Here is a 24,671-nt window from a genome sequence, read left to right as displayed (position 1 = left end):
CAGGACCGTGGTCGAGGGCGAGGCCACGCCCGCGTCCGTCCGGCCGGGTGGTCCGCGGTTCCGTGATAACGCCGGACATGACCGCTCTGGCCGGCGTAACGCCCCCCCCGGGCCCCCGGGCCCGGCTACCGAGGCGGGACACCATCGTCCGTTTGCGGACGGAGACCGATGATGACGAGGCGGCCCGTGCCCTGATCCAGCGTTGGGCCCGGGCCAGGCCTCGCACCTGCACGCCCCAGCCCTCACAAGACCGGCCAGCACCAGCACCGACAGGCGCACCAACCACACTGAGCAAAAAGCGCTGCCCCACTCAGCTCACTGCGCAGCACCAAACAGCCAGTTCAGCCCACGTATCCTCCGGCGCCGGACACTCGACTCCGCATAAACCCCACCCACGGAACAGACCTACCGCTCAATACAACTGAGCAACACCAGGCCACAACCAAGATCAATAAGCAAACGCGTCAGCTACGCCACAATCCACCTCCCCGGCGGTGAATCGCGCGGCCAGCCTGCGCAGCGCGTATCGTCGGGACAGGTGGTGATCGGGCAGCTTGATACCCAATTCTTGAAGAGCCTGCTCAAATGTGTCACGGATGTCCCGGGGGTCCGCATGACGCGGCAGACCAGCGAGCTCGCACAGGGCCGGCGTGTCCATTCCAACTGCGAGTGCCTGGGCAGCGGTCATCGGCAGGTCTTCCGGACACACTTGATCCGCCTGATACAGCCACGCTGCCTCCAGCAGGGGCGGATAAGCGCTGCGGACAGGGCTGTCAGGCTCGGGTGTGTCGTCTATCGCTGCCATGATTCATACGATGCCAGCACGGCTCGCGAGAGTGCCCGGAAATTTCGACTGTCCCGGCAAACCGTCCTGCGGGCTGACCCAACTCGTGCTGCCCCAGTGACACTCCGCGACCGCTCCCCAAGATCTGTGCCAGAACCCACGACTCACCGACAGAGCCAGGCGTAGATGCACCGGTGCGGGCGCACGTAGTACTGGTTCCGGCAGACACGGCCGGCGGTGCCGCGAGCCCCACCACCGCCGTCCGGGGCGGACCGGATGGACAGGCGGAGGGTGATGCAGCACACCGGTGCGCCGGGGAACTCGGCGCCGACCCTCCCCAGGCACTTGCGCGCAGCTGCGGCGGGCCCGGACCTTCTCGGACTGCCACAGCCCGATGCGGGCGCCGGCGGGCCGGCGCAACAGGAACGGGGTGCCCAGCAGCCTCCGGATCACCCCAAACGGCTTCGCGGACTGTGCTTTGCGGCGTGGTGAACGGCCACATGGACCACGAGCCGTGGCTGGAACAGGACCGGATACTCCTTCTGGACCACGAGCCCGAGCCGGCCGGAACGGCCCCGTAGCCGCACAACACCGCCAACCGCACCGACCCCAGGATGTAAATCCCTCAGCCGATACGGAACGGAAGGGACACGTGACACCGTTCCCCCGTGCCCACAGACTGCCCGTCACAACACGATCGACGATCAGTCCGTGGGCACGGGAGGCCCCATGACCACCACACCGTTCACCAACCAAAAGGACACCACGCGACGCCGCGGTTCCCCGTGGGGAGGGCGGCCCGACCAGCTCGCCATCGCGGCTCGGGTACACAAGCCGGCGGTTCACCGCCGGCAGCGGAGCCTTCATCTCGCAACGCCATGTCGGAGACCTGCTCACCCTCACCAGCCAACTGCGCCCGGACACACCGGAACATGACCGTGTCATCGACGCCGGGCAGCAAGCGGCGGCCGCATCGAGAACCGTCGCCCGACGGGATGCCGGGATGCCGGGAATCAGACGCCGTAGGGGTTGTCGATGATGTAGACCCAGTCGCCCTCGCTCGTCCTCCTCATCACCTCGACCGCCTTTCCTTCCGCGGTGCCGCTCTCACCCGTGATCCGCCAGGACGCCTGGACCATCGCCAGGTCGCCGTTCTGATGGACCGACGCGGCCACCACCTCCATGGTGCTGGGCGAGGCGAGGTAGGGCTTCAGCGCTTCCTTGATGCCTTCCCTGCCGTAGACCGGCTCCTGTCCCGATCCCGGTACGAACATGGCGTCTTCGTCGAACAGGGAACCCAGTCCGTCGAGGTCCCGGTCCTTGAGGTACTCGGCGAAGCGCTCGTGCACGACTTCCGGTTTCATATTCTTCCTCTTCTTTTCTTTCGTTGTGGACGGGCGGGTCGGCCACAGGCCGATCCCTGTGAGCCATTGACTGGTGGTGCGCGGCGTCAGCCTCAGAAGCTGCTGGCGCTGTTGTGCGCGTCGATAGTGTCGGCCTGCACGGTGGCGAGGCCCTCGTGCAGGGCGGTGACCGCAGCCGCTCCCGCGTCTCCGGCGGCGTAGAAGGAGCGGGCCGGTGCACCGGCGGCGGCACGGGGTGAGGTGTCAGCGGGTGTGCGGGGCGGGCAGGGTGATGGGCTCGCCCGGGGTGGGCCAGCGCAGCGGGACGCCGGCGGCGTCGAAGACCTGCTGGACGTGGCCGCGGTCTTCGGTGTAGTGCGCCCAGCCCTCGGCGTGCACGGCCACCACGAGGGGGCCGCCGAGCATGCGGCGGGCCTCGACGGCCTGGGTCGCGGTCAGCGACAGTCGTATGTCACCGAGCTCCTCGAAGCCGGCCGCGCCCAGGTGCAGCAGCGCCACGTCGACGCGGTACCGGCCGGCCAGGGCGCTCATCGCGTCCAGGTCGACGGTGTCACCGGAGACGTACACACTCGGTGCCGAGCCGTCATCGGTGTGCAGGAGGAAGCCGGTGACCGGACCGGTGATGTCCTCGGTGCCGACGGGCCCGTGGCGGGCGGGGACCGCGGTGATGTTCAGCGGCATACGGCCCGGCTTCGACAGGGTCCGGGTCTGCCAGGGCTCCAGGCCGACCGCTGCGCCCCCGAGATCGGTGGCGCCAGCAGCGGTGGTGAACACCTCCGAGGCACCGGAGGCCACCGTACGCCCGATGGTGTCGAGGTTGTCCTGATGCCCGGTGTGGCTGACCAGGGCGGCGTCGAGAGCGGGCAGTTCCCCGGGCTTCAGCGCCGGGTCGGCGGTCTTGCGCACCAGGACCGGGCCGTCCTGGTATTCGGTGCCGGCGGCGTCGAAGGTCGGGTCGGTCAGCAGCGTCCAGCCGGCCAGGCGGATCAGGGCGGTAGGGCCGCCGAGCACGGTCACGGTGTTCGCGGCGCGGGTCACGGCATCGTCGGTTACCACAAGTACTCCTTGACGATCAGGGATTGGCTCCCTCACTCTGACCGAGTTACTTTCTCCTGGGAAGTACATACCTTTAGGTGAGGTGAGCACGTGCAGGAAAGCACGCGAGGCAACGTCCGCGATCCCGCCTGCCCCGGCAGGCAGCTGTTCGACCTGGTCACCGCCCGGTGGGCCGCCCTGGTCCTGGTGGATCTCATGGACGGCCCGCAACGCTGGTCCGAGCTGCGCCGGCGGGCCGGCGGCGTCAGCGACAAGATGCTCGCGCAGACCCTGCGCGACCTCGAAGGCGGTGGACTGATCACCCGCACCGTGCACACCAGCCGCCCGCCGACGGTGCAGTACGCCCTGACCGACCTCGCCCTCGGCGTCACCGCCGCACTGCAACACCTGCAGGACTGGGCCGAACAGCACACCGGCGACTACGCCCACCACCGACACACCCACACCACCGACCCGAAGCCCTGAAAAGGCAGGCTCGGTGCACACGCCACCGTGCTTCCGCCGTATGAGCGAACGCCCCGAGCAGCATGAACCGCGTGGGAGCTCAGGATTCGGCTCGCCGTCGCTGACCGTAGATGCGCAACGGCTTCTGACCCTGCTGATCGCGGTCGACGCGGGATCGTCGGTGGTCATCGTGCGGGCCACCGGAGAACCCAGGGACAAGGGTGCAGGTCGAAGCGGCACGACGGTCTTCGGCGTGCCCAGGTGCGGATGCGGCCGCTCTGCGGTCCCGTCAGGCGGACGGGGCCGACGTGCCCGATCCGGCCCGCGTGGCGTCCGCGCGCCAGCCAGCAAGAGCTCATCAGGGCCTCCGCGGACGGTGATCCCGGCTGCGCGTGATGCGTGATCAGGGCCTGGTCGTTGCCGTCGGGCAGGCTGAATGTCTCGAAGGACAGGGTGAGGTCGCCGACGAGGGGATGCCAACCGAGAACTCAGTTGTCGAACGGCGGTACGTCGCCCGGTGTGAGGTCTTCCCGAAGCCGCAGGAAGCGAAGCGCACTGGGTGACGGTAACGGCCCTCGTCGACAGCGGTATCGGCCTGGAAGCTCGGCCACCAGGTCGAGGCGCACCGGGTGGTACTCCAGCTCGCCACGGGTGCCCCAGCCCACACTGAAGCGGCGCCCCTGCCAGGGGTGATCGGCGTCAGCCTGATGCAGCCGCAGTGCGAGGGTGCGGCGTACTGCGGTGGAAAGGAGCGTGGTGCTTGCGATCAGCCGCAGGTGCCCGAGCGCGTCCTAGGCCGTGTTTTGGAAGTGACCCCGCAGTTCCTCTTCGGGCCGCGATGATCTCGGGGTGGGGCGTGGGGATCTTTCGGATGAGCAGTGGTCGGTGCTGGAGCCGTTGTTGCCGGTCGGGGGACTGGGGCGTCCGGTTCGCAACCGGCGTCTGTTGATCGACGGGGTGCGGTGGCGTGTGCGGACCGGTGTGCCGTGGCGGGATCTGCCGGTCGAGTACGGGCACTGGCAGACGGTCTACGGGCTGTTCAGGCGTTGGCAGCGTGAGGGTGTGTGGGCTGGGATCTTGACTGCTCTGCAGGCCCGGGCCGATGCTGCGGGTCTGATCGTGTGGGAGGTGAACGTCGATTCCACGGTCTGCCGGGCCCATCAGCATGCTGCCGGTGCCCGCCGGGACACGGCCGGGCAGAAGGAACCTGCGGGCGGGACGCGGACCGAGCCGGACGATCACGGGCTGGGCCGCTCGCGCGGCGGATTCTCCACGAAGATCCATCTGGCCTGTGAGCAGGGGCAGAAGCCGCTGGCGCTGCTGGTCACGGCGGGCCAGCGGGGTGACAGCCCGCAGTTCGAGCGGGTCCTCGAAGCGATCCGGGTGCCCCGCACCGCCGGCGGACGCCCGCGGGTGCGTCCATTGCGGGTACGGGGCGACAAGGCGTATTCCTCGCGAGCCAACCGCGCCTACCTGCGCCGACGCGGGATCAGGTGCACGATCCCCGAGCCGGCCGACCAGATCCGCAACCGCAGGCGCCGAGGCGGCACGGGAGGGCGTCCGCCCGCTTTCGACCGCCAGGACTACAAGGCCCGCCACGCGGTCGAGTGCGGGATCAGCCGCCTCAAACAGCACCGGGCCGTGGCCACCCGATACGACAAGCTCGCCGTCCGCTTCGAGGCGACGGTTCAGATCGCGGCGGTCCAGCAGTGGCTGTGACCTGCCGCCGGCCCATCCGGCCGTGCCATGCTGGCGCCCGAACCGACAGCGCACCATGGGGAGAGTCCAGTGGCCGCCAAGTACTACTGCGCAGACAGCGAAAACGGCGACCACATCGACGACCCGTCCGAGGATGCCCTGTTCGAATTGATCAGCGAACTCAACGACAAGGACAACACGTTCGTCGTCGTCCAGCCCGACCAGGACGACCCAGCCTGGTTTGTGTCCGTCGCTGTCGCTGACGAAGGCGGCTACGAGATCGTCCGACGCGACACCACCCGCCGTGAACACAAGGTCGACACCGATACCAGCATCGACCGGATCGCAGGCGACCTCATCGTCTGGCTGGCCGCCCGCAACTTCCCCGGACGCCCAACCCACCAGACCAGCACCTTCTAAAACACGGCCTAGCGGCCCAGAAGCAGCGTGGCCGGCGAGGCCAGGGCGCCGGTGACGCCGCCGATCAGCCCTTCGGCCGTGGTGTGGGAGCACTGGTGAAGTGTCAGTATTCGAGAGTTGCAGTATTCGCCTGCGCAGTGGGCAACCCTGGCGGGCTCTGATCCTGGCCACCATGACAGGCCGCCACCCGAGCCGAAGGACGCGGGACTTGCGGGGCGGGGTATGGAAACCGCCGACTGCTGATGTCGGCTCGGCGGGACTCAGGTGGACTCGCGGTATGTCGCATCGCCGTACGGTGGCTTCCCGCTTCTCTCGGCGGGCGATATGTCCAGTACGGCGAGTTCCTGGCCGACGAGGCTGACGTTCCCGTCGCGTTCGTTGAGGCGGCCTTGGACGGCAATGACACTGTCCGGCGTCAACGCGTGCTGGACCAGCGGGTAGGTGGCGGGGAGGTACAGGATCTCCATCTCGCCGTCGCGGTCTGCGAGGCAGACGACTGCCCAGGTCCTGCCGTCTTTGGTCGTCTTGCGTTGGACGTGGGTGACGAGGCCGGCGAGTGTGACGACGCCTTCGGTGCGGCCGGACGCGGTGAGTTCGGTGATGGTGGTGGACCGGTGGCGGGACAGGATGTGCTCGGTGTCGTCCAGGGGGTGCGCGGAGACGTACATGCCGAGCATGTCCCGCTCGGCGGCCAGGAGTTGCTTGCGCGGCCATTCTTCGTCGTCGATGGGGAAGTCGAGGCCGAACAACGGCTGGTCGTCGGTGCCGCCGAGGCCGCCGAAGAGGCCGTCCTGTCCGATCGCGGCCTGCTTCTTGACCGGGATGACCGCGTCGATGGCGTCTTCGTGGACAGCGGACAGCCCCTTGCGGGTGTGGTGCAGCGAGTCGAACGCCCCGCCCTTGATCAGCGATTCCACGGCCCGCTTGTTCAGGGCCGCGAGGTCGGCCTTGTCGAGGAAGTCGGGGAAGGATGTGTACGTGCCCTTCGACGTGCGGGTGGCGACCAGGGATTCGATGACCTTCTCGCCGACGTTGCGGACCGAACGCAGCCCGAACCGGACGTGTTCGCCGACGGCGGTGAAGTTCGCGACGGATGCGTTGATGTCGGGGGGCAGGACCCGCACGCCGAGCGTGCGGGCGTCGGCGAGGTGGATCGCGGCCCTGTCCTTGTGGTCGCCGACCGAGGTGAGCAGGGCGGCCATGTACTCGGCGGGGAAGTTCGCCTTGAGGCAGGCCGTCCAGTACGACACCAGGCCGTAGCCCACGGAGTGGGACTTGTTGAACGCGTACCCGGCGAAGGGCAGCATCACCTCCCACAGGGCCTTGACCGACTCCTGCGAGTACCCGTTGTCCCGCATCCCGCCGTGGAACTTCTCCCATTCCGCGGCCAGCACCTCGGGCTTCTTCTTGCCCATGGCGCGGCGCAGCAGGTCGGCGCCGCCCAGGGTGTACCCGGCGAGCCGGCGGCCGATCGCCATGAACTGCTCCTGGTAGACGAGCAGGTGGTAGGTGTTCCCGAGAATCGGCTCCAGGGCGTCTTCCAGCTCGGGGTTGATCGGGGTGATCTCCTGGCGGCCGGTCTTCCTGTGCGCATAGTCGGTATGCGCGTGGGCGGCCACCGTGATTGCCGACTGGCAAGGCCGCACGTTATGGACCGATGCCCTGCGACCTGGGCGTATGCACGACGCCACGGCGGCCCGCAACGAAGGCATCGCCGTCTGCTTCCGGCACTTCCCCGACGTCGAGGTCCTCCTGGACGACGGCTACCTCGGCCTGAACCGCGACCACCGCGGCCAAGCCATCACACCACCCAGAAAGCCCCGGCCGGCAGCATTGCCCGGCAGAGTCGAGCAGTGGGAACGCGACCGCCACGAACACTCCTCGGACCGCATCACCGTCGAACACGCCCTCGCCGACCACAAACGCTGGAAACAACTGACCCGCTGGACACATCGCCGCGACCGCCTGCCCGACACCTACCGCGCTATCGCCGGCTTCGTCTCCGACCGCACCGCCAACATCTGAAGGCCGCCGTGAGCAAGGCCAACACACCTCACCCGCTATCACGCACCAACTCGTAAGACAAGCTCGCGGTCCGCTACGAGGCAACCGTCCTGATCGCAACCATCAACGAATGGCTGTGACAAGGGCCTTCAAGACTCATACGGGCCGCCCCGAAAGTACATACTCCTGTGCGCTCTGGGACGGTCACCGTGCCCGTGCGCGGCATCGGAGCGGTCGGCAGGTGCCATCCGTTCGGCCAGTACCCGCAGCGTCTCCAGGTCGGCCAGCACCTCCGCGCGATTGTCCGACACCTTCATCCACGCGGGCAGCCGAGCGAACATCGACATCGTCGGCCGCACACCGCCACGCTCTCGCAATTGCGCCCTGACATAGGCGGACAGCTCGTTGACGTGCTCCTCGTTAAAGGCCCACAAGATGTGACCGGCGCAACGGGTCTGCAGCCACAGAGGCCGCTGGAAGAACGGATCCTCGCTACCACCCAGCACCGCGCCGACCAGACCAGCCCCCTGCACCTCAGGTTTCCAGTCGGCGACGGCACCACACCCGCCGCAAGCCAGACGACGCGGCTGGAACAGGAGCTCGCTGAAGTATCTGGGATCGGAAAGGCCAGGCCGGGGGATCACGAGAGCGCGGCCCTCGCATCGCGGACAGACCACAAGCATCCGATCTGCGAACCGAGCCAACCAGCCCCCTGAGTCATGGTGGCGAGCGAGATCAGTGCGCGGCTCGGAATCCATGACGGACACCATCGCAGGTCCGCGATACGAGCAGCTACAGGATTCTGGAACATGCCCCCAGGTCAATTTCGATACACGTCCTAAACCCGGCTGTCCCGCCCGGGAGCGTTCTGACGGCGTTCGTGCTGGCCTGCGGTGCAGCCCTGCGCCGCGCGGGCCTGCTCACGCGCGCACCACGAAGTCCTCCGCCTCCGCGGTGGCGTACTCGCGCAGCCAGTCCTCGAGGACCTGGCGCCGCTCACCGGTACCGCGACCGGGCAGTTCGCGCTCACCTGTTCAATGCCAGCCGGTGTACCCGTCCTGGCTCGCGGGCCCGGTGTCCGCGCCCATGAGACCGACCAGGAAGAGAATCACCACGATCAGCGCGAGCGCCACCAGCCAGAAATTGTCCTCGAACCCTGAAGGACTCGGGCCCCGCGGGCGATCATCCGCCCGGCCCTCGGCGTCACTGTTCTCGTCGATCACCCCATACCCCCTCCATCGTCGTCTCTATGGCACCGCGCCACGCAGCCGGCGTCAAGCCCCCCCCCGCGCCGGAGTTGTTTCGAAGCAGCGGGAATCGACAGCAGTGAGGGACCGATCAAGCAGTCAAGTCCCTTGTCATAGGAAAACAGGTGTGAGCCTCACAGACCTCACACCTTCGTCTCCCTCAAAGCCACCACCATCAGTTGGCTCCGAGCGGCGTACCGGCCTGAAAGGCGGGAGCCCAGCCCGTCCGGGAGCGCTCCTGGACGGGCTGGAGAACTCCGCCATCTCGGTGCCGTCGTGCCGTCCCAGGCACTGCATGTATCTGCAGGTCAGGGGGGATGGGATGGTTCCATGGTGTCGGATCGGCCGTGGATGGTTGCGCCTGGCTGCTGCGACCGTCGATGCTTTTGGTGTCGCACCGACCAGGCCCGGGCCAACCAGCAGGCCCCGCTGCGGCATCCACGTCCACGCCCTTGAATCCACGGGGGAACACCCATGTCCATGCGTATCCGCACGAGCGCTCTGACCGCACGGACCGTCGCCACTCTCGCGGCGGGCACGGTCCTTACCGCACCGGCTGCGGGCGCTGCGGGACAGCTGGCTGTGGTCCGTCCACGTCTCGTTCGTCCGCGCGGTGGTGAGCGTGCGTCCGCCGGCGGTCTCATTGCCGATCTTGTCGCATGACCAGGGCGTGGCGGAGCCGGTCTGGGAGGTCAGCTGGCTTGCGTCGTTGTAGGTGAACACCGCGCTGCCGGGGCAGGTGGCGGCGGTGCCGTCCTGGGAGGTGAGGTTGCCGGCCTTGTCCCAGCAGTACAGCCAGGACGCCGTGCGGGCGCCGGCCGAGTCGGTCTCCAGCGCGTAGGACAGCCGGTCCTGACTGTCGTACGTGTAGCTCGTCCTCAGCTTGGTGAGGTTGTCGGTGCGGGTGCGGATCTTGGTGGTGTCCTTGCCCGCGCTGGCGTAGCTGTAGGTCCGGTCTATCAGTGTCGTCGTACCCGAGGTCGTCTTGACGGCCGACGGGCGGCCGCTCTTGTCGAGGGTGAACGACTGGGTGGTGCCGCCGGGATAGGCCGTCTCCGTCCGCTTGTCGTTGTTGTCGTAGTCGAAGTCGGTCTTCTTGCCGGCCGGGTCGGTCAGGTAGTCGAGGCGCCCGGCCTTGTCCCAGGTGTAGTCGGTCTTGCCGGTCGGGTCGGTGTAGTAGTCGACGTCTCCGCCCGGCGTGTACGCGAGCGCCGTCTGCGCGCCGTTCTGCAGTGTGCGCACTTTTTCGCGACTGAGTTCGTCGTAGTCCCACTGCGTCGTGCCGGAGGCGTCCGTGCGGGTTTCGATGTTGCCGTCCCCGTCGTAGGAGTAGCTGACGGTGCGGTTCGTCGACGACGCCTCCTTCACACGGTCGCGGGTGTCGTACCCGTAGACGGTGTGGATGCCACGGCCGTCCGTGACCGTCTTGACCCGGCCCAGTGCGTCGTAGGTGTATGTGGTGTCGCCCAGCGGGGCGGGTGCAGCGACCTTGGCCAGGTTGTCCTTGCCGTCGTAGGTGAAGGAGGTGACCTTGCCGTTGCCGTCCTTCGCGGTACAGCGCTGGCCTTCGAAGCCGCCACAGGTCGGGGTCGCCTTGTTGTACGTGTACTCGCGGGCCGCGCCCGCGCTGCCGGACGTGGTCACCGACATGGTGTTGCCGTTGGTGTCGTACTTGAAGGTGTCCTTGCGTTCGTCCGTGCTGGTGAAGTCGTTCGGCAGGTCGGTGCCCGCGACCGTCTGGTAGGCGCTCACCGAGGCGGTCGCCCCCGTCGGGAGCTTGGCGGATGTGGCGTTGTTGCGGCTGTCCCAGCCGTAGGCGGTGGTGTTGCCGCCGGTGCCGTCCGCGCCTGTGCCCATCGCATCCGTGGCTGTCTGCACCAGGTGGTTGGTGTACTTGGTGTGGCGGGAGTGGCCGAGGGCGTCGGTGACTTTGGTGACCTCGCCGTTCGCGTTGTGCGTGTAGGGCGTCATGTCGCTGTCGGGGGCGATGACCGTGGTCGTGCCCGCCTCTTTCGGGGTGGCGGCCGAATAGTCGTAACGCCAGGTGGGGCCGGTGTGACCGCTGTCGGAGGTTCCGGTGGCGCGCAGCATGGAGGTGACCCGGTTCTAGTCGTCGTAGGTGAAGAGGGTGACCGCGTTCTCGGGGGTCGTCACCTTCGTCACGCGGCCGTCGCCGTCGTAGTCGTAGCTTGTGGCCTTGTCCTCGGTGTCGGTCACCTTGGCGAGGTTGCCGTCCGCGTCCAGGTCGAACACGGCCGTACGGCCCGCGTTGTCCTTGGCCTGCCACTGGTTCGGATACGTCTTGACCAGGTCGATCCAGCGGCCCGAGCGGGTCTCGGTCAGTTTGAAGCCCTGGTGCTCGCCACTCTCGTCGTGCTGGTCGACGGTGATCGTGCCGTGGTTCTTGTCCGTGACCTTGGTCAGCGTGCCGTTCGCGTCGTAGGTGTCCCGGCTGCCGGACTTGCGGGCAGCTCCCGCACGCACCCATCGCGTGCGGGACAGGTGCCACCCTGCGGGATCACACCTTGCCCGTAACCTGGTCACCCACCTTGCGGTGTTCGTTTTACCCCTTGACCACCCCTTGACCGGACGCTACGTCCGTGGCCGATCCCACACCACCCGGCGGTAGTTCAGCGGCCCGACCGAGAGGAGCCTTCCACCAGCTGAGCAACGACATCCAGGATTCCCTGGCCGAACGCCGTGGGGGCGACCAGCAAGCCGAAGACCAGCACGATGGCGACGGTCAGCTTCTCGTCGAACCGGCTGCGGGCCTGCGTACGCCTCCGCAGCCGCACGACGATGATGACCGCCAGCAGAACCGCCACGTTAATCGTCAGTAACATCCGGTCAGCCCTCCCCCATCAGACACAACCGTCCGCCGACCTGTGTAGCCCGACCCACACGACGAGGTGGCCCGATTGCTGATCGTTGGCGACAAAACGCTTCTGCCCGGCTGACTTTCCGGCCTTGACCAGCCCGCACCGCCCACACTCAGCGCGATGTGTCGTGCGCGGTGTGACGCACTTCGCCGTCGGGCGGTGCGCACCGGGTGCCGTTCACCCCCGACCGCGTGCGCGCCATGCAGCGCCCTCCCGCGTGGTGGTGCGCATCGGGGTGCGGGGTGCATACAGCACCCCGCACCGGGTCACTGGTGCTGCTGTCTGCGCGGGTCGGCGGCCGGGGCCGCCTCCACTTCCTTCGCCTGGTCCGCCTCATCTTCGACCACACGGCTACGGGCCTCGCCCGCGCGGGTGAGCGCGGCGATTCCCGCGCGCTCCACCCCTCGCAGCCCACCTCACCTCCCGAACCCGTAAGGAGTCGCCCTACATGTCCACTACGCGGCCCCACAAGGGAGGCGGACTGTCACAATTCGCGCCGCCCTAGATGTAGAGACTGTTCTGGGATGTCACCATCGGCCGCTATGACCTTTACGGGTGAGCCGACCAACTTCACTCCCGACACCTGCGTGTTAGGCACCGACGGCATCGACTGGAGTTCCATAGCATCGGCGGAGGCGATGAGCGCCTTCTGCGGCATCATGGCGGGCTTCGTCCTGGCCGGTCTGGTCACCGTCATCGGCCAGAAGAACGCCGCAGGCGGGGACGGGCACGCGTCACGCGGCCTGAAACTCTTCCTGCCCTGCTTCATCGGCCTCGCGACGGCGTCGTACCTGTACGCCCTCACGTCCGGGGAACTTGTGTGCACCCGCGCCATCACGGAGCAGCTGTTCTCCGGGGCCATCCTCGCCGCGGACGCTCTGATTGTGATCGTCGCGCTTGCCTGGCTGCTGCCGGCCTACGAGCGCAACAAGCACGGTGAAGTCCGCTTCTTCCGTGGCCTGATCCAGGTTGCTGCGCAGTTCTCGATGCTGATGGTCATCGTGTCAGCCGACGGGTTCACCAACTCCGTGCTCGAGCAGCACGTGGCTGGATGGGCCACCGCACTCGTGTACAGCGTCGGCGCCGCCTTCATGGTCGCCATCCTTTTCTTCTGGTGGAAACGCCTCCCCCCGGCCCCGCCGCCGCCCACCCCGCTGCCCAATGGGGTCACGGCGGCCGGGTGGCCTGCACACTGGCGCGACGAGATCCATCTGAACCGTCGCGTACAAGTGGCGGCCAGGGCTGCCGTCGCGGTGGGTGGTCTTCTTGCCGTAGCAGGCGGGTGTGTTGTCGGCATTGCCTGGTACCACTGGACGTCGATGTCGCCATGGCTGGTCTACACACTCGCTGGAGTCACGCTCGTGCTGCCCGGACTCGTCATCACCACAGCGGTACGGTCCGCTCCAAGAGCCTGACGAACTGTCCCAAAGGTGCGCCCGTACGGCCGCTGTTCTCTCGCCATGCCGGCACGGTACTGCGGGCTCACCGCCCATCCGGCGCGTCCGACGTCAACGTCACCGCGGACGCACGTGCCCCAACCGTCCGGATAAAACGGATGGTCGGGGGCGAGCATTACCAGGCAGGATGCAACGCATGACCTTGCCCACTCCCGAGCTGCACACCTCCCGCCTGCGGCTGCGGCCGTTCACCGACGCCGACGCGACGTCGCTGTACGCGCTGCACAGCAGCGCCAACGTGCTGCGCTACTGGGATTCCCCGCCGTGGACCGAACAGGCCCGCGCGCAGCGCTTCATCGCGACCTGCCGGACGATCGAGAAGAAAGGTACAGGAGCGCGGGTGGCCGTCGACCGCGTCTCCGACGGCGCGTTTATCGGCTGGTGCGGCCTGACCGGCTGGAACCCGGACTTCCGCAGCGCTTCCCTGGGCTACGTCTTCGACGCTGCCGCGTGGGGCCACGGCTACGCTACGGAGACCGCGCACGCCGTCCTGCGGTGGGCGTTCGACACCCTGGACCTGAACCGCGTCCAAGCCGAGACCGACACCCGCAACATGGCGTCCGCCCGGGTTCTGGAGAAGCTCGGCTTCTTCCGCGAAGGCACCCTCCGCGAAGACTGCGTCGTCAACGGCGACGTCTCCGATACCTGGGTCTTTGGCCTCCTCCGCCGCGACTGGCACCCGACGGCCGACCGCTAGGACCGGGACCGCCCCGCCTTTCGATCCGCAACCCCCACCGAGGTCACCGTGGGCCACTCCGGCCCGCTCAACGTCTTCGCTTGCCCCACCGATCCCAACCATCCGCACCGCTGGAGCATCCCGTAGTTCGTAGAGGCTGCCTGGAGAGGCAACAGCCTCATAGGCTTGCGCGAGTGCTGTCGCTTCTCGGGTTCTGGCTCAGTTTCCGTGATTTATGACAGTGCGTCACGACGTTCGGACGAGTAGGAGCCCGGAGCTTGGCGGTGGTGGGTGCCATGATCGGCTGTGGCTGACTGAAAAGCGCCGAGATGGGGAGGGTGAGTGGAGAGGTTCACAGTCGAGCCGCTGCGGGTGGTCGACTTCGTGGAGCATGTGCGGCGCCGCCCGAAGATGTACTTTCTGGTTGAGCAGGGCAGCCCCGAGCTGCCCACCGAGGTACTTCGGGCGGTGGCCTGGGATGCGCTGCACCGTCGCGATGGCAGGCATGGACAGATCAGTGTCGAGATCGGTTCTGATCTCGGCTTCACTGTGGAGAGCGATCAGCGCCCCAGCTCCGATGAACGTGAGCGGCTTGTTCCGGCATTCTTCGGTTCGCTGCTCGACATGTTCGACATGCAGCGTTGGGCTCCCTCCGCAGCTGCCGCACTCAGCGTCCGTACGGTCATCGAGGTTTGGCTGGATGGTCACGGCTACCGCCAGGAGCTGGCCGGGATGGATTCGACCGGCTCCCAGGTGGAGTTTTCAGTGTCTAAGCCGTTCGGGACTCGGGTCACCTTCCACCTTGATCCTTCTTTCTGCGGTCCGCACGAGGCCATCGCCTGGGCACTGCGGTCCGACGAACTACACGGGGAGACATGCAAGCAGCACCCTTCACCCCCGGCGTTCCCGATTCACGATCTCCGCTCGGAGGCTGAGAAGTCAGTCAGCGAGTAGGACTCGTTTCCGCAGGAGGTCGAAGCTGGCACGGTCGAACATCTGGCGCTTGAGCATCTTGATCCGGTTGACGTGTCCTTCGACCACGCCTGAGTTCCAGGGGATGGTCAGACCAGCGATCACGGCGTCGCGGTCGATGCCTGTGGCGAGGGTGTGAAGGCTGGGAAGGTCATCCTGGCGGACGTCATCGAGCCACTCACGGAGTCGTTCTCCCGAAGAACGGTGCGCGATCGCGGCAGACCACCTCGATCCCTGGCCGTTGCGCGCGCCAAGCGGCAAGGCTGGATGCCTCCCGGTCAGGCAGCGGGTCCACCGGCCGCCGGCTTTCGACGTCGACGAGGATCGTCCCGTAGTTGCGACCCTTGCGGGTCGTGTACTCGTCGACCCCGACCACCCGTGGGTCTGGAACCTGAGGGGCGGGCGATGCCTCGACCAGCCGTAGCACCGTGCTGCGCTTGACGGGCGCTCCGAAGACTCTGGCCAGCCAGGCACCGGCCCGGCCGGCGAGCGCGAGGCCGAGGCCGAGGCCGACCGCGGCCAACGTCGACCGCAGCCGTTCGGTCCGCCTGCCGTAACGACGGGTCATCGCCCGCGACCTCACCATGTGCTTGGCCGCCCGCGACTTCCCCGGACGACCAACGAGACAGACCAGCGAGTTCTAAAACACGACCTAACGAGGTCGTGCATGGTTGGCGGTGAGACGTCGGGCTCTTGATCGTTGATCATGGTTGTGTGGTGGGGAACTCGACTCGTGCACTGGTCATCAGCAACCGGCGGATCACGTGCCTGACGGCCGGTGTGATCGCTGAACTCGTCGCCGAAGTCGGCCCGTTGTGGCATCAACGCCACCAGACGAGGCTTGCCTCCCGGCAGCGGAAGCGGGCCATAGACGCCGGTGCGAAGCACCGGCTGGTGTTCGTCGACCGACTGCTGGCCACTCTCGTCCATCTCCGTCACGGAGCCACCCACGACGTGCTGGCCTGCTGGTTCGGCGTGGACCGCTCGACCATCACCCGGGCCGTCAACGAGGTGCGGCTCCTGCTCGCCGAGCGAGGGTGCACCATCAGCCCCGACGTGCGGTTGCGGACTCTGGCCGAAGTCATCGACCACCTCGGCGGGACCGGAAAGACCGGCATCATCGACGGCACCGAGATCCGGGTCCGGCATCCGGCCCAAGGGCGCAAGGACCGGGACAAGTTCATCTCCGGGAAGAACAAGCAGAACGCCGTCAAGTCCATGGTGGTCACGGACGGCGAAGGACGCGTGCTGTGGCGCAGCCCGACCAAACCCGGGAGTTGCGCGGACATCACCCACGCACGCCAGTTGGGGCTGGTCGGGCTCCTGGCCGGTGGGCCCGCGGTCGAGATCCTCGCCGATGCCGGTTACCAGGGGCTCGGCGCGCAGACCGGCGGACGTGTAGTGACACCACCGCACCGCAAGTTCAAGAAGAACGCCCCGGACTGGTACGAGAAGATGTACGAGCGCCAGCGCAAGGCACATTCCTCACGCCGTATCCGGGTCGAGCACGGCATCGCACATCTCAAGAACTGGCGGGCGCTGGCCCGCCACCTCGGCCGCCGCGAGCATATGAGCGACACGGTGCAAGCCATCGCCGGTCTGCTGTCTCATCAGCAGGCCGCGGACCTGACATCGGCTCAGCAGATGTGAACCCCTGACCCCACGGAAGTCCTCGACGTCTCACCGCCAACCAGGCACGAACTCGTTAGCCGCAGGTGCCCGCGATGGCCCATGCGTTGTCGATCTCGTCGGTCGTGCCGAGATGGGTCTCGCCCGGCGGGACGCACCTCTTGATGTCGGTCGGCCACCAGTCGATGTCGACCTGGATCTTGACCCAGGTGCTGCCGCAGTGTCCGTAGTACGAGTCTGTCTGCGTCTCGTAGTAGCCACAGGCCTTGACCCCGGCTTTCCCCTGGGGCGCGGCGTGGGCACTTCCGGAGAGCGCTGTGCCCGCGAGGAGTACAGCGCTGAACGCGGCCGCGGCGAGGCGGAGCTTGCTTGCGGTTTTCTGCATGGAAGGGTTCCTCACTTGTGCGAGTCAACGGATGGAGGCGACTTCGGCTGGTCGAAAGGCGCCTTGCCTGCGGGCGGCTGTCGGCACGCGAGGTGCAAGGCGGCACTCGCGCCGCCCGGCTCACGTCTGGCCGGGCGGCTTGCCGCAGCAGGCGACGGTGTGGGCCTGGGCGTGGGTCTGGTCGACGCTGGTGAGCGGCGCTACCTCGAGCCCAGCCACCATGCTGCGAACAGGCCGAACGTTGCTTTGATCACTGTCTCCTCCTGTGTTTACCGGGATCCGGTGCCGCTTGAAGCGGTCACGTGCCAGCCCCTTTGCCGGGGGCATGAGCTTCCACGGTCGATCGATTGTCTGACAGGTCTCTTTCACTACTTCAGACAATGTTTCGGGTTCCGGTACTGGCGAATTGTTGTGCCGTGGCTGCAAGCGGGCGAAGGCTAGCGCCCGTGCTGTTACCCGATCGGAGCATTCACGTCGCTCCTACTCCAGCCGCCGTAGCGGCCAAGAGGTCTCGCGAGCCAGCGCCTCGACTGTAGACCGCGCCAGGGAGGTCGCGTCCCTGACAGATGTCAGGGTGTGGCATTCGCCCCTCACCTCATCGACGACGCATCGAGAACCTACGAGAGTCGCGAGGGCGCCATGGGCAAGGCGCGGTTGAAGGGAGTTACCACCAGCGGCCGCCCGTCAGCATGCAACCGGGGCCTACCTCCGGCGCCTCGACGGGCTCTGAAATCAGCACCTCCGCACGGTTGCTATAGCCGTCTGGCTTTGTCAGTGAGTTCTGGGCTCTGGCACAGATCTTGGGGCGCGCTCGCGGAGCGTCACAAGGCAGGTCGCTTCGCGGCTGTGACCACGCCTGATCTTGGTAGACCCGGATTCCTGGGGGTGGAAGTTGCGGACGATCGGCCAGAATTCCTGGCGGCCAAGGCTATCGGCCCCGGCGTCGAGTTCGTCGTCTGTGTCGTGGAAGAAGGTGGCGTCCCGCTGTGTGCAACACCGGTGTGTTTGGGACGTGTTGGTGCTGTCAAGGTTTCCGTCCTTGATCATCTCGAAGTCGAGGGTGTATGCCTGGGATGTTCTCGGGTGCTTGTTCGTGGTGAATGTGTACTTGCTGCCACGCTTGCGGGCGCGGGCTTTCAGGCGCCAGCGCGGTCCCGGGGGCAGGAGGCCGGCCAGGGCGGCGCGGCCGATCGCTCCGACGAGGCTCACCGGGCCGCTCGGAGCGATACCGCGGGCGGCCACGATCTGGTCGGCACCGGCGTTGAACAGGATGGTCCGGCTGATGCGCTCCGCCGCGAGGCCGGGCTGGGCGGTCGACAGGTCGGCCGCGATGCGCACCAACGCCTGGTAGACCTCAGCAGGGCGTAGACCTCCTGCTCGAGCCGGGGACGGTTCGCGGGCGCAGCACTCGGCCGTCGAGAATGGTCGACTTCAAGGAGAAATAGCAGGTCTCCGCCTGCCACCTGCGGTGATACAGCGTGATCAACTCGCGGGCGGGGTAGCGTCCGGCGTCCATGAGACTGGTCATCAGCCGCCACAGCTCGGTGCGGCGAGTGCCGTCGGCCAGCGTGACAGTCATCCGGGCCTCGATGATCCGTACCTCAAGGCGTCCGTAGCCGCGCCCGGCCTGGTACTTCCCGGGAGGGACGGTGGTCAGAAAGGAACCGTCCGGCAGCGGGCGGCGCACCGTGGGACACCGCTTGCGGGTCGAACGCAGCAGGAACGACGCGCCGGTACCTGTCACCGCCTCCAGGAAGTCGAACGCGTCGTAGTACGCGTCGGCGAGCAGCACCATCGAGGCGTCCAGGTGGTGCAGCAGGCGGTGCGCGTAGCCGAGCTCGCCGGTCGTGTCCGGGCCGAAAGCCGCGCCGATCAGGGCGCGGGTGCCGCATTCGGCAAGGGTCACCCGCCGCAGAAGGGGATAGCCGAACTCGAGCATCACCCCGCGATTTTTGGGAAAGCGCCAGGTCACCGCTTCCTCATCGGGGACGCTCAGCGTGGTGCCGTCCACTGCGACCACCCGTAGGCCCCGGTAGAAGGAGCCGGCCTACGCCCGGTCGGCCACCGGGCCGGCGAGGACCTCGAACAGGCAGCGCATCGGGATGCTACCCAGCCTGCGTCGGGCCCGCGCAGCGACGAGGTATGCGGGCATACCCCGGTCGGTCCGTCGAGTCCCGCTGTGAGTTTGCCCCATACCGCACGGTAGGACGACTTCTCGAAGAGAGCCAGGGCGAGCACGAAGTACATCACGACGCGGGCGGGCAGCAGTCGTACCCGTTGTTCGCGAGCACGGTGCGGCGTGGCCGAGCACCGGCGCGGGCAGAAGGCCGGCGGCCGGGTCGCGGTAGTGCCCGAGCTGCGCGGCCAGAGCATGGGCGAACCAAACGTCGACGTCTGTCTGCACATACGACCCGGCGCGGCGGGTAGGTCCGTCCCGGACGGCTTCGTCGCCCTCGCGGGGCCCGGTCTGCTGAAGCGTGCTCAGCTCGCCCAGCGCCTGGAGCTCATCGGCCCGTCCGGCGATCCGCTGGGCTTCGCGCTGTTCGGCTTCCCGGGCGGCCGCGGCTTCGGCTTCGGCGGCGAGCTCCTCCTGGACGACGTCGTCGACGCCGGCGTCGTAGACCGTGTTCTCGGGGCGGCGTCGGCCAGCAGCTGGGCGATACGCTCCCACTCCGTGAGCTCCGCGTGGCCGCGTTCGTCGTCGGCCAGGTGCTCGTGCCGCGAGTCCTGCCGCGCTGGAAGCGAGCGTCCTCGATGGCCGCCGCGACGCCGGCGGCCGTCATCCCCGTCGCACGACGGCGGACCACCCGCCGTCCGATGCGCGCGGGGTCGACCGGCTCGCGGGGCGCGTCCGGCGAGAGGCCGGTGGGGTGCTCATCAGGGGCTCGCGTTCGTCGCCGCGGAAGAAAGGCGGGCCGTCGACAGAGCGCTGTACGACGGCCCACGAATACTGAGCCGAAGCCCGGTAGTTGTCACCGGTAAGGCTGGTTGAACTGGTGAATACGACCGATCAAAGCAGCCTGGTTGCCACCTGCGAGGCATACGGCTTGTCACTTGTCACCAGTAAGCAAGATCGAAAGTGCCTGGCCGTCTGAGGCTGGCTCCATCCGGTGACACTTCACAACCATGGCGACCTCCCGAGCGTCCAAGTACTGAGCGCGTCGGCAGGAGCCGGCCACGGGGGGACGGAACGCGAGTCATGCGGAAATACGCGGTCGACCCGCGCGTCACACGGTTTTTCTGGATACCGCGAGGTGTAAGACGACAGCCACCCACGCCCGTCAGGCGGTTGGCGGGACCCTGGCTGGCGATGCTTGCTGTCGGCGCCGGATTCACCGCATTCGGCTGGGACGATGAACTAGGGGGCTCCCACCCCATGGCGGTGATGCTCCTTTTCCATGTCATCGACGACATCATCGAAGGGGTACGGCACCGTTGGCCGGCCGCACTGGCGGCAGTGGGGCTCATGTGGGGAGCGAGCCGCCTCACCAACATGGTCCTGCCCGGCTCCCTCGACGCGGCTTGGGCGGCAACCCTCGCCGCCGCCGTCGGTGTCACGCTCGGGTTGGCTGCGGCTGCAACAATCACACGGTTCCCGAAGCGTCGACTGCGCTGGCCCGTCAAAGGCCACGACTCCCGATTTGATGGCCGGCGCTCTCAGTAGACAAGACATGCGGAACATAACGAACTTAAGTTCACGCTGAGCCCGGTCGAAGACCGTCGCTCATGTACCGGGGAGGAACCATGGCCGAAGGCCAGAGCGACCAAGGAACGAACCATGCGGAAGCCTATGACAATGTCGTGGATGAGCGGACCGTAGTTGAACTGGCGTATCGACCCCAGTCCGCCGACACTCTGGTCGGCCTGCAGGTCCGTGAGCGGATCAAGAGGACCGGGCTACTACTGCGGGGAGCAACTTTCCTCCTGGGAGTAGGCCAATGGTTGGTCTCCACCGTCGTCCGCGGCAGTGTCGACGTGCTCTCGACGGCTTTGCTCCTGCTGGTCGTCTTGATGCTGTGGGGTTATCCGCGGCTGCAAGCCGCCCAAGTGCAGCGGCTCGTCGGATGGCAGGGCGAGTACCGTGTCACCGTGTCTCCGGCCGGGATCACCTGCCGTAACGACCACGCCACACTGATCCAGAAATGGCCCTTTTTCCAGGGTTACCGGGAAACGTCAGGACACTTTGTCCTGCTCAGCCGGGATCCCAACATCATGTGCCTCGATGTCTTGCCCAAGCGGGGCGCCCATGACGCAAGGGAACTTGAGCGGCTACGGGCGATCCTGGACCAGTACACCCCTCGCGTGTGACAGATGTCCGCCGTGGTGACGACAGGCGCGTCTGTGCGGTAACCGTTGCGCTTGGGCTCGCCCCTTGTGCCGACGCACGATAGTCGTCACCACCGGCATCCGCTGGCCTGCGGTTTCAGTAGGACAAAGCACCGTGGTTGTCACCGATGCGGCGCGCTACCTGTCACCAGCGGCAAGCGAAGCTGGGGTGATGTCACCGCGTTTCGGCTTCTGGTGGGCAGAGTGGCTAACCGCGGCCTTTGGTGCTCACGGGCCATATTTCGCGCGCCCTGCGCGAACCCCTCCCCTACGATCACCTGGTACGACTGCGGGAGGGGCGGGAATGCTTGAGGACATCGAGGACGGGACAGCGGCAGCGACGCGGCTCGCGGGAGGTACGCCGCTTCACAGCACGCTTGATGTAGCCGACCCCGCTGACTGGCTCGCGCTGGACGCAGCGGTGCGTGAGGTGGCCTGGCACCGCCCGGAGTTCCTGCCGGGGTGGGAGCACTCCGCCCCACTGCCCGCCGACCTGACTCAGCTCGGAGAGTCTCGGCTCGCACTCGCTCTCTGCCACCGCGACGGGAGGATCCGTCAGGAGGCGGTGCGTCAGTCGGTCCGATACCCCGGCCTGCTGCCGTTGACCGTGATCCGCTGCGCCGATTGGGTCGGCCCAGTGCGCGAGCACGCCCGGAAGTTGCTGCGCGAGGCCCTGAACGTGGACTCTGCCCTCGACCTCGCGCCGCTCATCCTCCGCGTCGGCCGCCGCGACAGAGGTGCCTTCGGCGTCGATGTGCTCGGCCAGATCCTGGGCCAGGCATCCCACGGGCAGCTCGCTGTTCTCTTCGCTGACCCCGACCGCATCGTCCGGCGGTTCGCGTACCGGCTTGCCGTCAAGGGCCAACTACTCCATTCCGCTGAGCTGGCCCGCGCGGCCGCCGGAGACCAGGACACCGTGGTCCAGGACCTGTGTGCCACAGCGGCGCTCGCGGCTCTGGGGGATGAGGATGCCTACGAGGGTGTGCTGTCTCCACTGCTGTCCGCCCGCAACCCGCGTGTCCGTTCGGCCGGCGTCACCGCGCTGAGACGGGCGGGGCGGTCAGCGCAGGCGGAGCCGCTTCTCAGCGACCGTTCCGCGCTCGTGCGTGCTTGTGCCCGGTATGTCGTACGACAGCAGGGTGTTGACCCGGCGGCCTGGTACCGGGAGCGGTGTACTCCAGCGGACGACCCCGAGTTGCCGCCCGGTGCGGTCATCGGGCTGGCCGAGTGCGGGAACCGCGCGGACGCCGGGCTGCTGCGGCCGCTGCTCGTGCACCCGGCGGCCGGAGTGCGGGCGCGAGCGGTGACAGGGCTGCGGGCGCTGGGCTGCGCGGATGCGAAGCAGTTGCGGCCGCTCCTCGACGACCCTGCCGCCGGAGTCGTCCGCGAGACCGCCGCCGCCCTGCTGCCCTCGGCCAAGGAACTGCCCGCCGACTGGCTACTGGAGCGCACCAGTACCGATCGACCGCGGCACGTCCGCGTCGGCGCGTTCCGGCTGCTCGACGCACGCGGCGGCACAGTGGCGCTACAAGCGGCCGTCGGTCTGTTCCAGGACCCGGATATGAAGCTGCGCACCTGGGCCGCGCAATCAGTGCAGCGCTGGCATCCGTCGCCGGACGAGCGGTGCGGCGACGCAGAGGTGGGTGAATTGCTCGACCGGAGCCGACACCTCTTCAGCGACCACATGCTGCGCCGACGCAAGTGGGAAGCCGGGGTGGACAGCTGAGACTGCACCGCGGTCCAGAACTCTGCTTAGCTTGACTCTGTCGGGGATCTTGGAGTTTCCCGGTGCGTGACCGGCTCGACGGGCTGTGGTGCGACGAGGACTTCACCGACTGGTACCCGCGCGATGGACGTCCGGGTCCCTCGCCCGCCCAGCTGGCCACCATCTGTGTGCTGCAGTTCCTGCTCGGCTTGTCGGACCGGCATGCCGCCGAAGCGGTTCGCTGCCGCATCGACTTCAAGTACGCGCTGGCTATGGAGCTGGACGATCCAGGCTTCCATCACAGCGTGCTGGCCGACTTCCACGACCGTCTCGCCGAAGACGGCCGTGCCGACCGCCTGCTCGACCTGGCGCTGGCCCGCCTCAAGGAGGTCGGCCTGGTGCGCGAACGCACCACGCAGCGCACCGACTCCACCCATGTCCTGGCCGCGGTGCGGGAGCTGACCCGCCTGGAGCTGGTCACCGAGGCGGTCCGCGCCGCACTGGAAGAAGTCGCCGGCATCTCTCCTCACCTGCTGGACGATCTGGTCGATGAGGACTGGGGACGCCGCTACGGCCGACCGGTCCGCCTGGGCAAGAACCCCACCAAGCCCAACACCAGGATCCTCGCCACAGGAAACGACGCCGTCCGGCTCCTGGAACACCTCTACCATCACGGAGCGGAACGCGCGTTGGGCCCGCGTGTCCAGGCCCTGCGTCAGATCATGGTGCATGGTGCAGAACTCCCACCGTGACGCCGCAGGACACCTGCGCCGGCGCACTGCCGAGGCGGAAGGCGGGCCAGGGCTGCCGCCCTCGTCCCGGGCGATCGTCTCTCTCCCTACGACACCTCGGCCCGCCACGGACACATCACAGCTGGAAGGAGTTTATCGTCCGTGAATCTTTCGCTCTGCAACGTAGACCAGATCCACTGCACTCCCTGTACTCGTGTCCATCACGTCCGCAACGGTACCGAGAGGCTGTGTGCCGGGACGACTGCCGGGCCTCTCGCACCTCCTCCACCGTGTCGTACAGGCGCCGGATGGTGGCCGGCGTCTCCTCGATGACGGGACGCGGCCCGGCGTCGTCGTCCTCGGCCGGTCCGGCTTCCAGAGTGAGCTGCAGTCCGGTCAGCGGGGTGTGCAGCCGATGTGAGGCGTTGGCGGTGAAGTCTCTTTCGTGGCGCAGGAGTTCGGTGAGGCTGTGCAGCATCTCGTTGTGGGTGCGGGCCACCTGGTCGATCTCGGCCACGTCGCTGGGCCCGGCCCGGGCGCTCAGATCGCCGTCAGGGACCGCCAGGCTGTGCCGGGAGAGGTCCTCCAGCGGCGCGGCCGACACCCGCGCCTGGCGGCGGGCGACGAGGACGGCCACCTTCAGTGCGAGGGCACAGACCCAGGCGAGGACCGCCCACGCGAGCAGGATCCGGTCGCGTACGGCGGATGCCGGTGAGGAGGCCCGTACGACGCCGCACCGCACCGTACAAATACATATCGGCCCGGACGGACACGGCGCAACGCCGGTTGCCGAATCATCCGATCATCCGGCCGGCCTGGCTTTACGATCAATACCGTTGCTCTGCAAGGGGATTGACAACGGCCGTGCGCCGCCACGCGCCGGAGGGGCGGGTA

Annotated in this window: 28 protein-coding genes and 2 pseudogenes; 12 read left to right on the top strand and 18 right to left on the bottom strand. The window is 67.5% G+C overall.

Annotated elements, in window-relative coordinates; genetic code table 11:
- Positions 1–448 precede the first annotated feature (448 nt).
- The 3 genes from STRTUCAR8_RS52340 to STRTUCAR8_RS05975 form a co-directional block, all read right to left on the bottom strand.
- Positions 449–805, bottom strand: a complete 357-nt coding sequence (locus STRTUCAR8_RS52340; RefSeq protein WP_143666387.1) for a hypothetical protein — start codon at positions 803–805, stop codon at positions 449–451.
- Positions 806–1,797: 992 nt separating this feature from the next.
- The gene (locus tag STRTUCAR8_RS05980; protein ID WP_006374543.1) at positions 1,798–2,148 is read right to left on the bottom strand and encodes a YybH family protein; all 351 of its coding nucleotides are present in this window, start codon (positions 2,146–2,148) and stop codon (positions 1,798–1,800) included.
- A gap of 243 nt (positions 2,149–2,391) precedes the next feature.
- Entirely contained in the window at positions 2,392–3,204 is an 813-nt protein-coding gene (locus tag STRTUCAR8_RS05975) for an MBL fold metallo-hydrolase (protein ID WP_006374553.1), read from the bottom strand.
- Between the two features lie 90 nt (positions 3,205–3,294).
- On the opposite strand from STRTUCAR8_RS05975, the gene STRTUCAR8_RS05970 reads away from it, so the two are divergent.
- Positions 3,295–3,669 carry a winged helix-turn-helix transcriptional regulator gene (locus STRTUCAR8_RS05970; RefSeq protein WP_006374544.1) on the top strand — a complete coding sequence of 125 codons (375 nt, stop codon included), beginning with the start codon at positions 3,295–3,297 and terminating at the stop codon, positions 3,667–3,669.
- A 268-nt stretch (positions 3,670–3,937) separates the two neighbouring features.
- On the opposite strand, the pseudogene STRTUCAR8_RS53215 reads toward STRTUCAR8_RS05970, so the two are convergent.
- A pseudogene (locus tag STRTUCAR8_RS53215) lies at positions 3,938–4,124 on the bottom strand (MmyB family transcriptional regulator); the annotation flags it as partial.
- A 373-nt stretch (positions 4,125–4,497) separates the two neighbouring features.
- Here STRTUCAR8_RS53215 and STRTUCAR8_RS05965 point away from each other — a divergent pair.
- Both STRTUCAR8_RS05965 and STRTUCAR8_RS05960 read left to right on the top strand, forming a co-directional pair.
- A complete protein-coding gene (locus STRTUCAR8_RS05965) occupies positions 4,498–5,367 on the top strand; it encodes an IS5 family transposase (protein WP_006374571.1) in 870 nt (289 codons plus the stop codon).
- Positions 5,368–5,394: 27 nt separating this feature from the next.
- Complete coding sequence (locus STRTUCAR8_RS05960) at positions 5,395–5,766, top strand: hypothetical protein (RefSeq protein WP_078507127.1); 372 nt, start codon at positions 5,395–5,397, stop codon at positions 5,764–5,766.
- A gap of 260 nt (positions 5,767–6,026) precedes the next feature.
- Here the strand turns inward: STRTUCAR8_RS05960 and STRTUCAR8_RS05955 are convergent, their stop codons facing one another.
- Complete coding sequence (locus STRTUCAR8_RS05955) at positions 6,027–7,385, bottom strand: helix-hairpin-helix domain-containing protein (RefSeq protein WP_006374591.1); 1,359 nt, start codon at positions 7,383–7,385, stop codon at positions 6,027–6,029.
- On the opposite strand from STRTUCAR8_RS05955, the pseudogene STRTUCAR8_RS05950 reads away from it, so the two are divergent.
- Positions 7,381–7,791: pseudogene (locus STRTUCAR8_RS05950) on the top strand (transposase family protein); the annotation flags it as partial. The gene STRTUCAR8_RS05955 and the pseudogene STRTUCAR8_RS05950 overlap by 5 nt on opposite strands.
- Positions 7,792–7,919: 128 nt before the next feature.
- Here the strand turns inward: STRTUCAR8_RS05950 and STRTUCAR8_RS05945 are convergent.
- The 6 genes from STRTUCAR8_RS05945 to STRTUCAR8_RS55065 all read right to left on the bottom strand — a co-directional run bounded on the left by STRTUCAR8_RS05945 (position 7,920) and on the right by STRTUCAR8_RS55065 (position 12,297).
- Positions 7,920–8,528 (bottom strand): hypothetical protein, encoded by a 609-nt coding sequence (locus STRTUCAR8_RS05945; protein WP_044471706.1) that lies wholly within the window; start codon positions 8,526–8,528, stop codon positions 7,920–7,922.
- Positions 8,529–8,804: 276 nt separating this feature from the next.
- Positions 8,805–8,993 (bottom strand): hypothetical protein, encoded by a 189-nt coding sequence (locus STRTUCAR8_RS05940; protein WP_006374579.1) that lies wholly within the window; start codon positions 8,991–8,993, stop codon positions 8,805–8,807.
- A 135-nt stretch (positions 8,994–9,128) separates the two neighbouring features.
- Positions 9,129–11,108: an RHS repeat domain-containing protein gene (locus STRTUCAR8_RS05935; protein WP_006374600.1), complete on the bottom strand. Its 1,980-nt coding sequence runs from the start codon at positions 11,106–11,108 to the stop codon at positions 9,129–9,131.
- Between the two features lie 15 nt (positions 11,109–11,123).
- A complete protein-coding gene (locus tag STRTUCAR8_RS53935; RefSeq protein ID WP_006374546.1) occupies positions 11,124–11,501 on the bottom strand; it encodes an RHS repeat domain-containing protein in 378 nt (125 codons plus the stop codon).
- 146 nt (positions 11,502–11,647) lie between these two features.
- A complete protein-coding gene (locus tag STRTUCAR8_RS05930; RefSeq protein WP_006374570.1) occupies positions 11,648–11,860 on the bottom strand; it encodes a hypothetical protein in 213 nt (70 codons plus the stop codon).
- Positions 11,861–12,162: 302 nt separating this feature from the next.
- Entirely contained in the window at positions 12,163–12,297 is a 135-nt protein-coding gene (locus STRTUCAR8_RS55065) for a hypothetical protein (RefSeq protein WP_267889067.1), read from the bottom strand.
- Between the two features lie 141 nt (positions 12,298–12,438).
- On the opposite strand from STRTUCAR8_RS55065, the gene STRTUCAR8_RS05925 reads away from it, so the two are divergent.
- The 3 genes from STRTUCAR8_RS05925 (at position 12,439) to STRTUCAR8_RS05915 (ending at position 14,983) form a co-directional block, all read left to right on the top strand.
- Entirely contained in the window at positions 12,439–13,311 is an 873-nt protein-coding gene (locus STRTUCAR8_RS05925; RefSeq protein ID WP_006374578.1) for a hypothetical protein, read from the top strand.
- A gap of 178 nt (positions 13,312–13,489) precedes the next feature.
- On the top strand, positions 13,490–14,050 hold the full coding sequence (locus STRTUCAR8_RS05920; protein ID WP_006374598.1) for a GNAT family N-acetyltransferase: 561 nt from the start codon (positions 13,490–13,492) through the stop codon (positions 14,048–14,050).
- A 321-nt stretch (positions 14,051–14,371) separates the two neighbouring features.
- Positions 14,372–14,983 (top strand): ATP-binding protein, encoded by a 612-nt coding sequence (locus STRTUCAR8_RS05915; RefSeq protein WP_006374593.1) that lies wholly within the window; start codon positions 14,372–14,374, stop codon positions 14,981–14,983.
- Here the strand turns inward: STRTUCAR8_RS05915 and STRTUCAR8_RS53930 are convergent.
- Together STRTUCAR8_RS53930 and STRTUCAR8_RS53925 are read right to left on the bottom strand one after the other, a co-directional pair.
- A complete protein-coding gene (locus STRTUCAR8_RS53930; protein WP_006374588.1) occupies positions 14,969–15,106 on the bottom strand; it encodes an ISL3 family transposase in 138 nt (45 codons plus the stop codon). The genes STRTUCAR8_RS05915 and STRTUCAR8_RS53930 overlap by 15 nt on opposite strands.
- A gap of 73 nt (positions 15,107–15,179) precedes the next feature.
- Positions 15,180–15,569, bottom strand: coding sequence for a transposase (locus STRTUCAR8_RS53925; RefSeq protein WP_234372609.1), 390 nt, complete (start codon positions 15,567–15,569; stop codon positions 15,180–15,182).
- 149 nt (positions 15,570–15,718) lie between these two features.
- Between STRTUCAR8_RS53925 and STRTUCAR8_RS05900 the strand changes: the two genes are divergently transcribed.
- Positions 15,719–16,651, top strand: coding sequence for a transposase (locus STRTUCAR8_RS05900; protein ID WP_234372608.1), 933 nt, complete (start codon positions 15,719–15,721; stop codon positions 16,649–16,651).
- Positions 16,652–16,706: 55 nt separating this feature from the next.
- Here STRTUCAR8_RS05900 and STRTUCAR8_RS05895 read toward each other — a convergent pair whose 3' ends face one another.
- The 4 genes from STRTUCAR8_RS05895 to STRTUCAR8_RS55575 form a co-directional block, all read right to left on the bottom strand.
- A complete protein-coding gene (locus tag STRTUCAR8_RS05895) occupies positions 16,707–17,015 on the bottom strand; it encodes a DUF6355 family natural product biosynthesis protein (protein ID WP_044471698.1) in 309 nt (102 codons plus the stop codon).
- Positions 17,016–17,786: 771 nt separating this feature from the next.
- Entirely contained in the window at positions 17,787–18,353 is a 567-nt protein-coding gene (locus tag STRTUCAR8_RS53210) for a hypothetical protein (protein ID WP_006374538.1), read from the bottom strand.
- A 16-nt stretch (positions 18,354–18,369) separates the two neighbouring features.
- A complete protein-coding gene (locus STRTUCAR8_RS48155; RefSeq protein ID WP_006374562.1) occupies positions 18,370–19,035 on the bottom strand; it encodes a transposase in 666 nt (221 codons plus the stop codon).
- Positions 19,008–19,262, bottom strand: coding sequence for a transposase domain-containing protein (locus STRTUCAR8_RS55575; RefSeq protein WP_407705473.1), 255 nt, complete (start codon positions 19,260–19,262; stop codon positions 19,008–19,010). Before STRTUCAR8_RS55575 ends, STRTUCAR8_RS48155 begins: the two co-directional genes overlap by 28 nt.
- A gap of 1,063 nt (positions 19,263–20,325) precedes the next feature.
- Here STRTUCAR8_RS55575 and STRTUCAR8_RS05875 point away from each other — a divergent pair.
- The 4 genes from STRTUCAR8_RS05875 to STRTUCAR8_RS05860 all read left to right on the top strand — a co-directional run bounded on the left by STRTUCAR8_RS05875 (position 20,326) and on the right by STRTUCAR8_RS05860 (position 23,798).
- Positions 20,326–20,679: a hypothetical protein gene (locus STRTUCAR8_RS05875; RefSeq protein ID WP_234372607.1), complete on the top strand. Its 354-nt coding sequence runs from the start codon at positions 20,326–20,328 to the stop codon at positions 20,677–20,679.
- 80 nt (positions 20,680–20,759) lie between these two features.
- Complete coding sequence (locus STRTUCAR8_RS05870; RefSeq protein ID WP_044471696.1) at positions 20,760–21,323, top strand: YcxB family protein; 564 nt, start codon at positions 20,760–20,762, stop codon at positions 21,321–21,323.
- 322 nt (positions 21,324–21,645) lie between these two features.
- On the top strand, positions 21,646–23,067 hold the full coding sequence (locus STRTUCAR8_RS05865) for a HEAT repeat domain-containing protein (RefSeq protein WP_006374599.1): 1,422 nt from the start codon (positions 21,646–21,648) through the stop codon (positions 23,065–23,067).
- Positions 23,068–23,129: 62 nt separating this feature from the next.
- Positions 23,130–23,798: a transposase gene (locus tag STRTUCAR8_RS05860; protein WP_006374547.1), complete on the top strand. Its 669-nt coding sequence runs from the start codon at positions 23,130–23,132 to the stop codon at positions 23,796–23,798.
- Positions 23,799–23,913: 115 nt separating this feature from the next.
- Here STRTUCAR8_RS05860 and STRTUCAR8_RS05855 read toward each other — a convergent pair whose 3' ends face one another.
- On the bottom strand, positions 23,914–24,519 hold the full coding sequence (locus STRTUCAR8_RS05855) for a HAMP domain-containing protein (RefSeq protein WP_006374569.1): 606 nt from the start codon (positions 24,517–24,519) through the stop codon (positions 23,914–23,916).
- Positions 24,520–24,671 lie beyond the last annotated feature (152 nt).

The organism is Streptomyces turgidiscabies Car8, assembly GCF_000331005.1.
GTDB lineage: Bacteria > Actinomycetota > Actinomycetes > Streptomycetales > Streptomycetaceae > Streptomyces > Streptomyces turgidiscabies.
Note: the sequence above shows the minus strand (reverse complement) of the source record. Positions and strands in the feature narration are given on the sequence as shown.

What these genes read in the sequence shown, in the direction of transcription:
- STRTUCAR8_RS52340 (WP_143666387.1), bottom strand. Translation starts at nt 805, where the DNA reads ATGGCAGCGATAGACGACACACCCGAGCCTGACAGCCCTGTCCGCAGC.
- STRTUCAR8_RS05980 (WP_006374543.1), bottom strand. Translation starts at nt 2,148, where the DNA reads ATGAAACCGGAAGTCGTGCACGAGCGCTTCGCCGAGTACCTCAAGGAC.
- STRTUCAR8_RS05960 (WP_078507127.1), top strand. Translation starts at nt 5,395, where the DNA reads ATGCTGGCGCCCGAACCGACAGCGCACCATGGGGAGAGTCCAGTGGCC.
- STRTUCAR8_RS05945 (WP_044471706.1), bottom strand. Translation starts at nt 8,528, where the DNA reads ATGGATTCCGAGCCGCGCACTGATCTCGCTCGCCACCATGACTCAGGG.
- STRTUCAR8_RS05935 (WP_006374600.1), bottom strand. Translation starts at nt 11,108, where the DNA reads ATGCTGCGCGCCACCGGAACCTCCGACAGCGGTCACACCGGCCCCACC.
- STRTUCAR8_RS05930 (WP_006374570.1), bottom strand. Translation starts at nt 11,860, where the DNA reads ATGTTACTGACGATTAACGTGGCGGTTCTGCTGGCGGTCATCATCGTC.
- STRTUCAR8_RS05925 (WP_006374578.1), top strand. Translation starts at nt 12,439, where the DNA reads ATGACCTTTACGGGTGAGCCGACCAACTTCACTCCCGACACCTGCGTG.
- STRTUCAR8_RS05920 (WP_006374598.1), top strand. Translation starts at nt 13,490, where the DNA reads ATGACCTTGCCCACTCCCGAGCTGCACACCTCCCGCCTGCGGCTGCGG.
- STRTUCAR8_RS53925 (WP_234372609.1), bottom strand. Translation starts at nt 15,569, where the DNA reads ATGACCCGTCGTTACGGCAGGCGGACCGAACGGCTGCGGTCGACGTTG.
- STRTUCAR8_RS05895 (WP_044471698.1), bottom strand. Translation starts at nt 17,015, where the DNA reads ATGCAGAAAACCGCAAGCAAGCTCCGCCTCGCCGCGGCCGCGTTCAGC.
- STRTUCAR8_RS55575 (WP_407705473.1), bottom strand. Translation starts at nt 19,262, where the DNA reads ATGTACTTCGTGCTCGCCCTGGCTCTCTTCGAGAAGTCGTCCTACCGT.
- STRTUCAR8_RS05875 (WP_234372607.1), top strand. Translation starts at nt 20,326, where the DNA reads ATGCTTGCTGTCGGCGCCGGATTCACCGCATTCGGCTGGGACGATGAA.
- STRTUCAR8_RS05870 (WP_044471696.1), top strand. Translation starts at nt 20,760, where the DNA reads ATGGCCGAAGGCCAGAGCGACCAAGGAACGAACCATGCGGAAGCCTAT.
- STRTUCAR8_RS05865 (WP_006374599.1), top strand. Translation starts at nt 21,646, where the DNA reads ATGCTTGAGGACATCGAGGACGGGACAGCGGCAGCGACGCGGCTCGCG.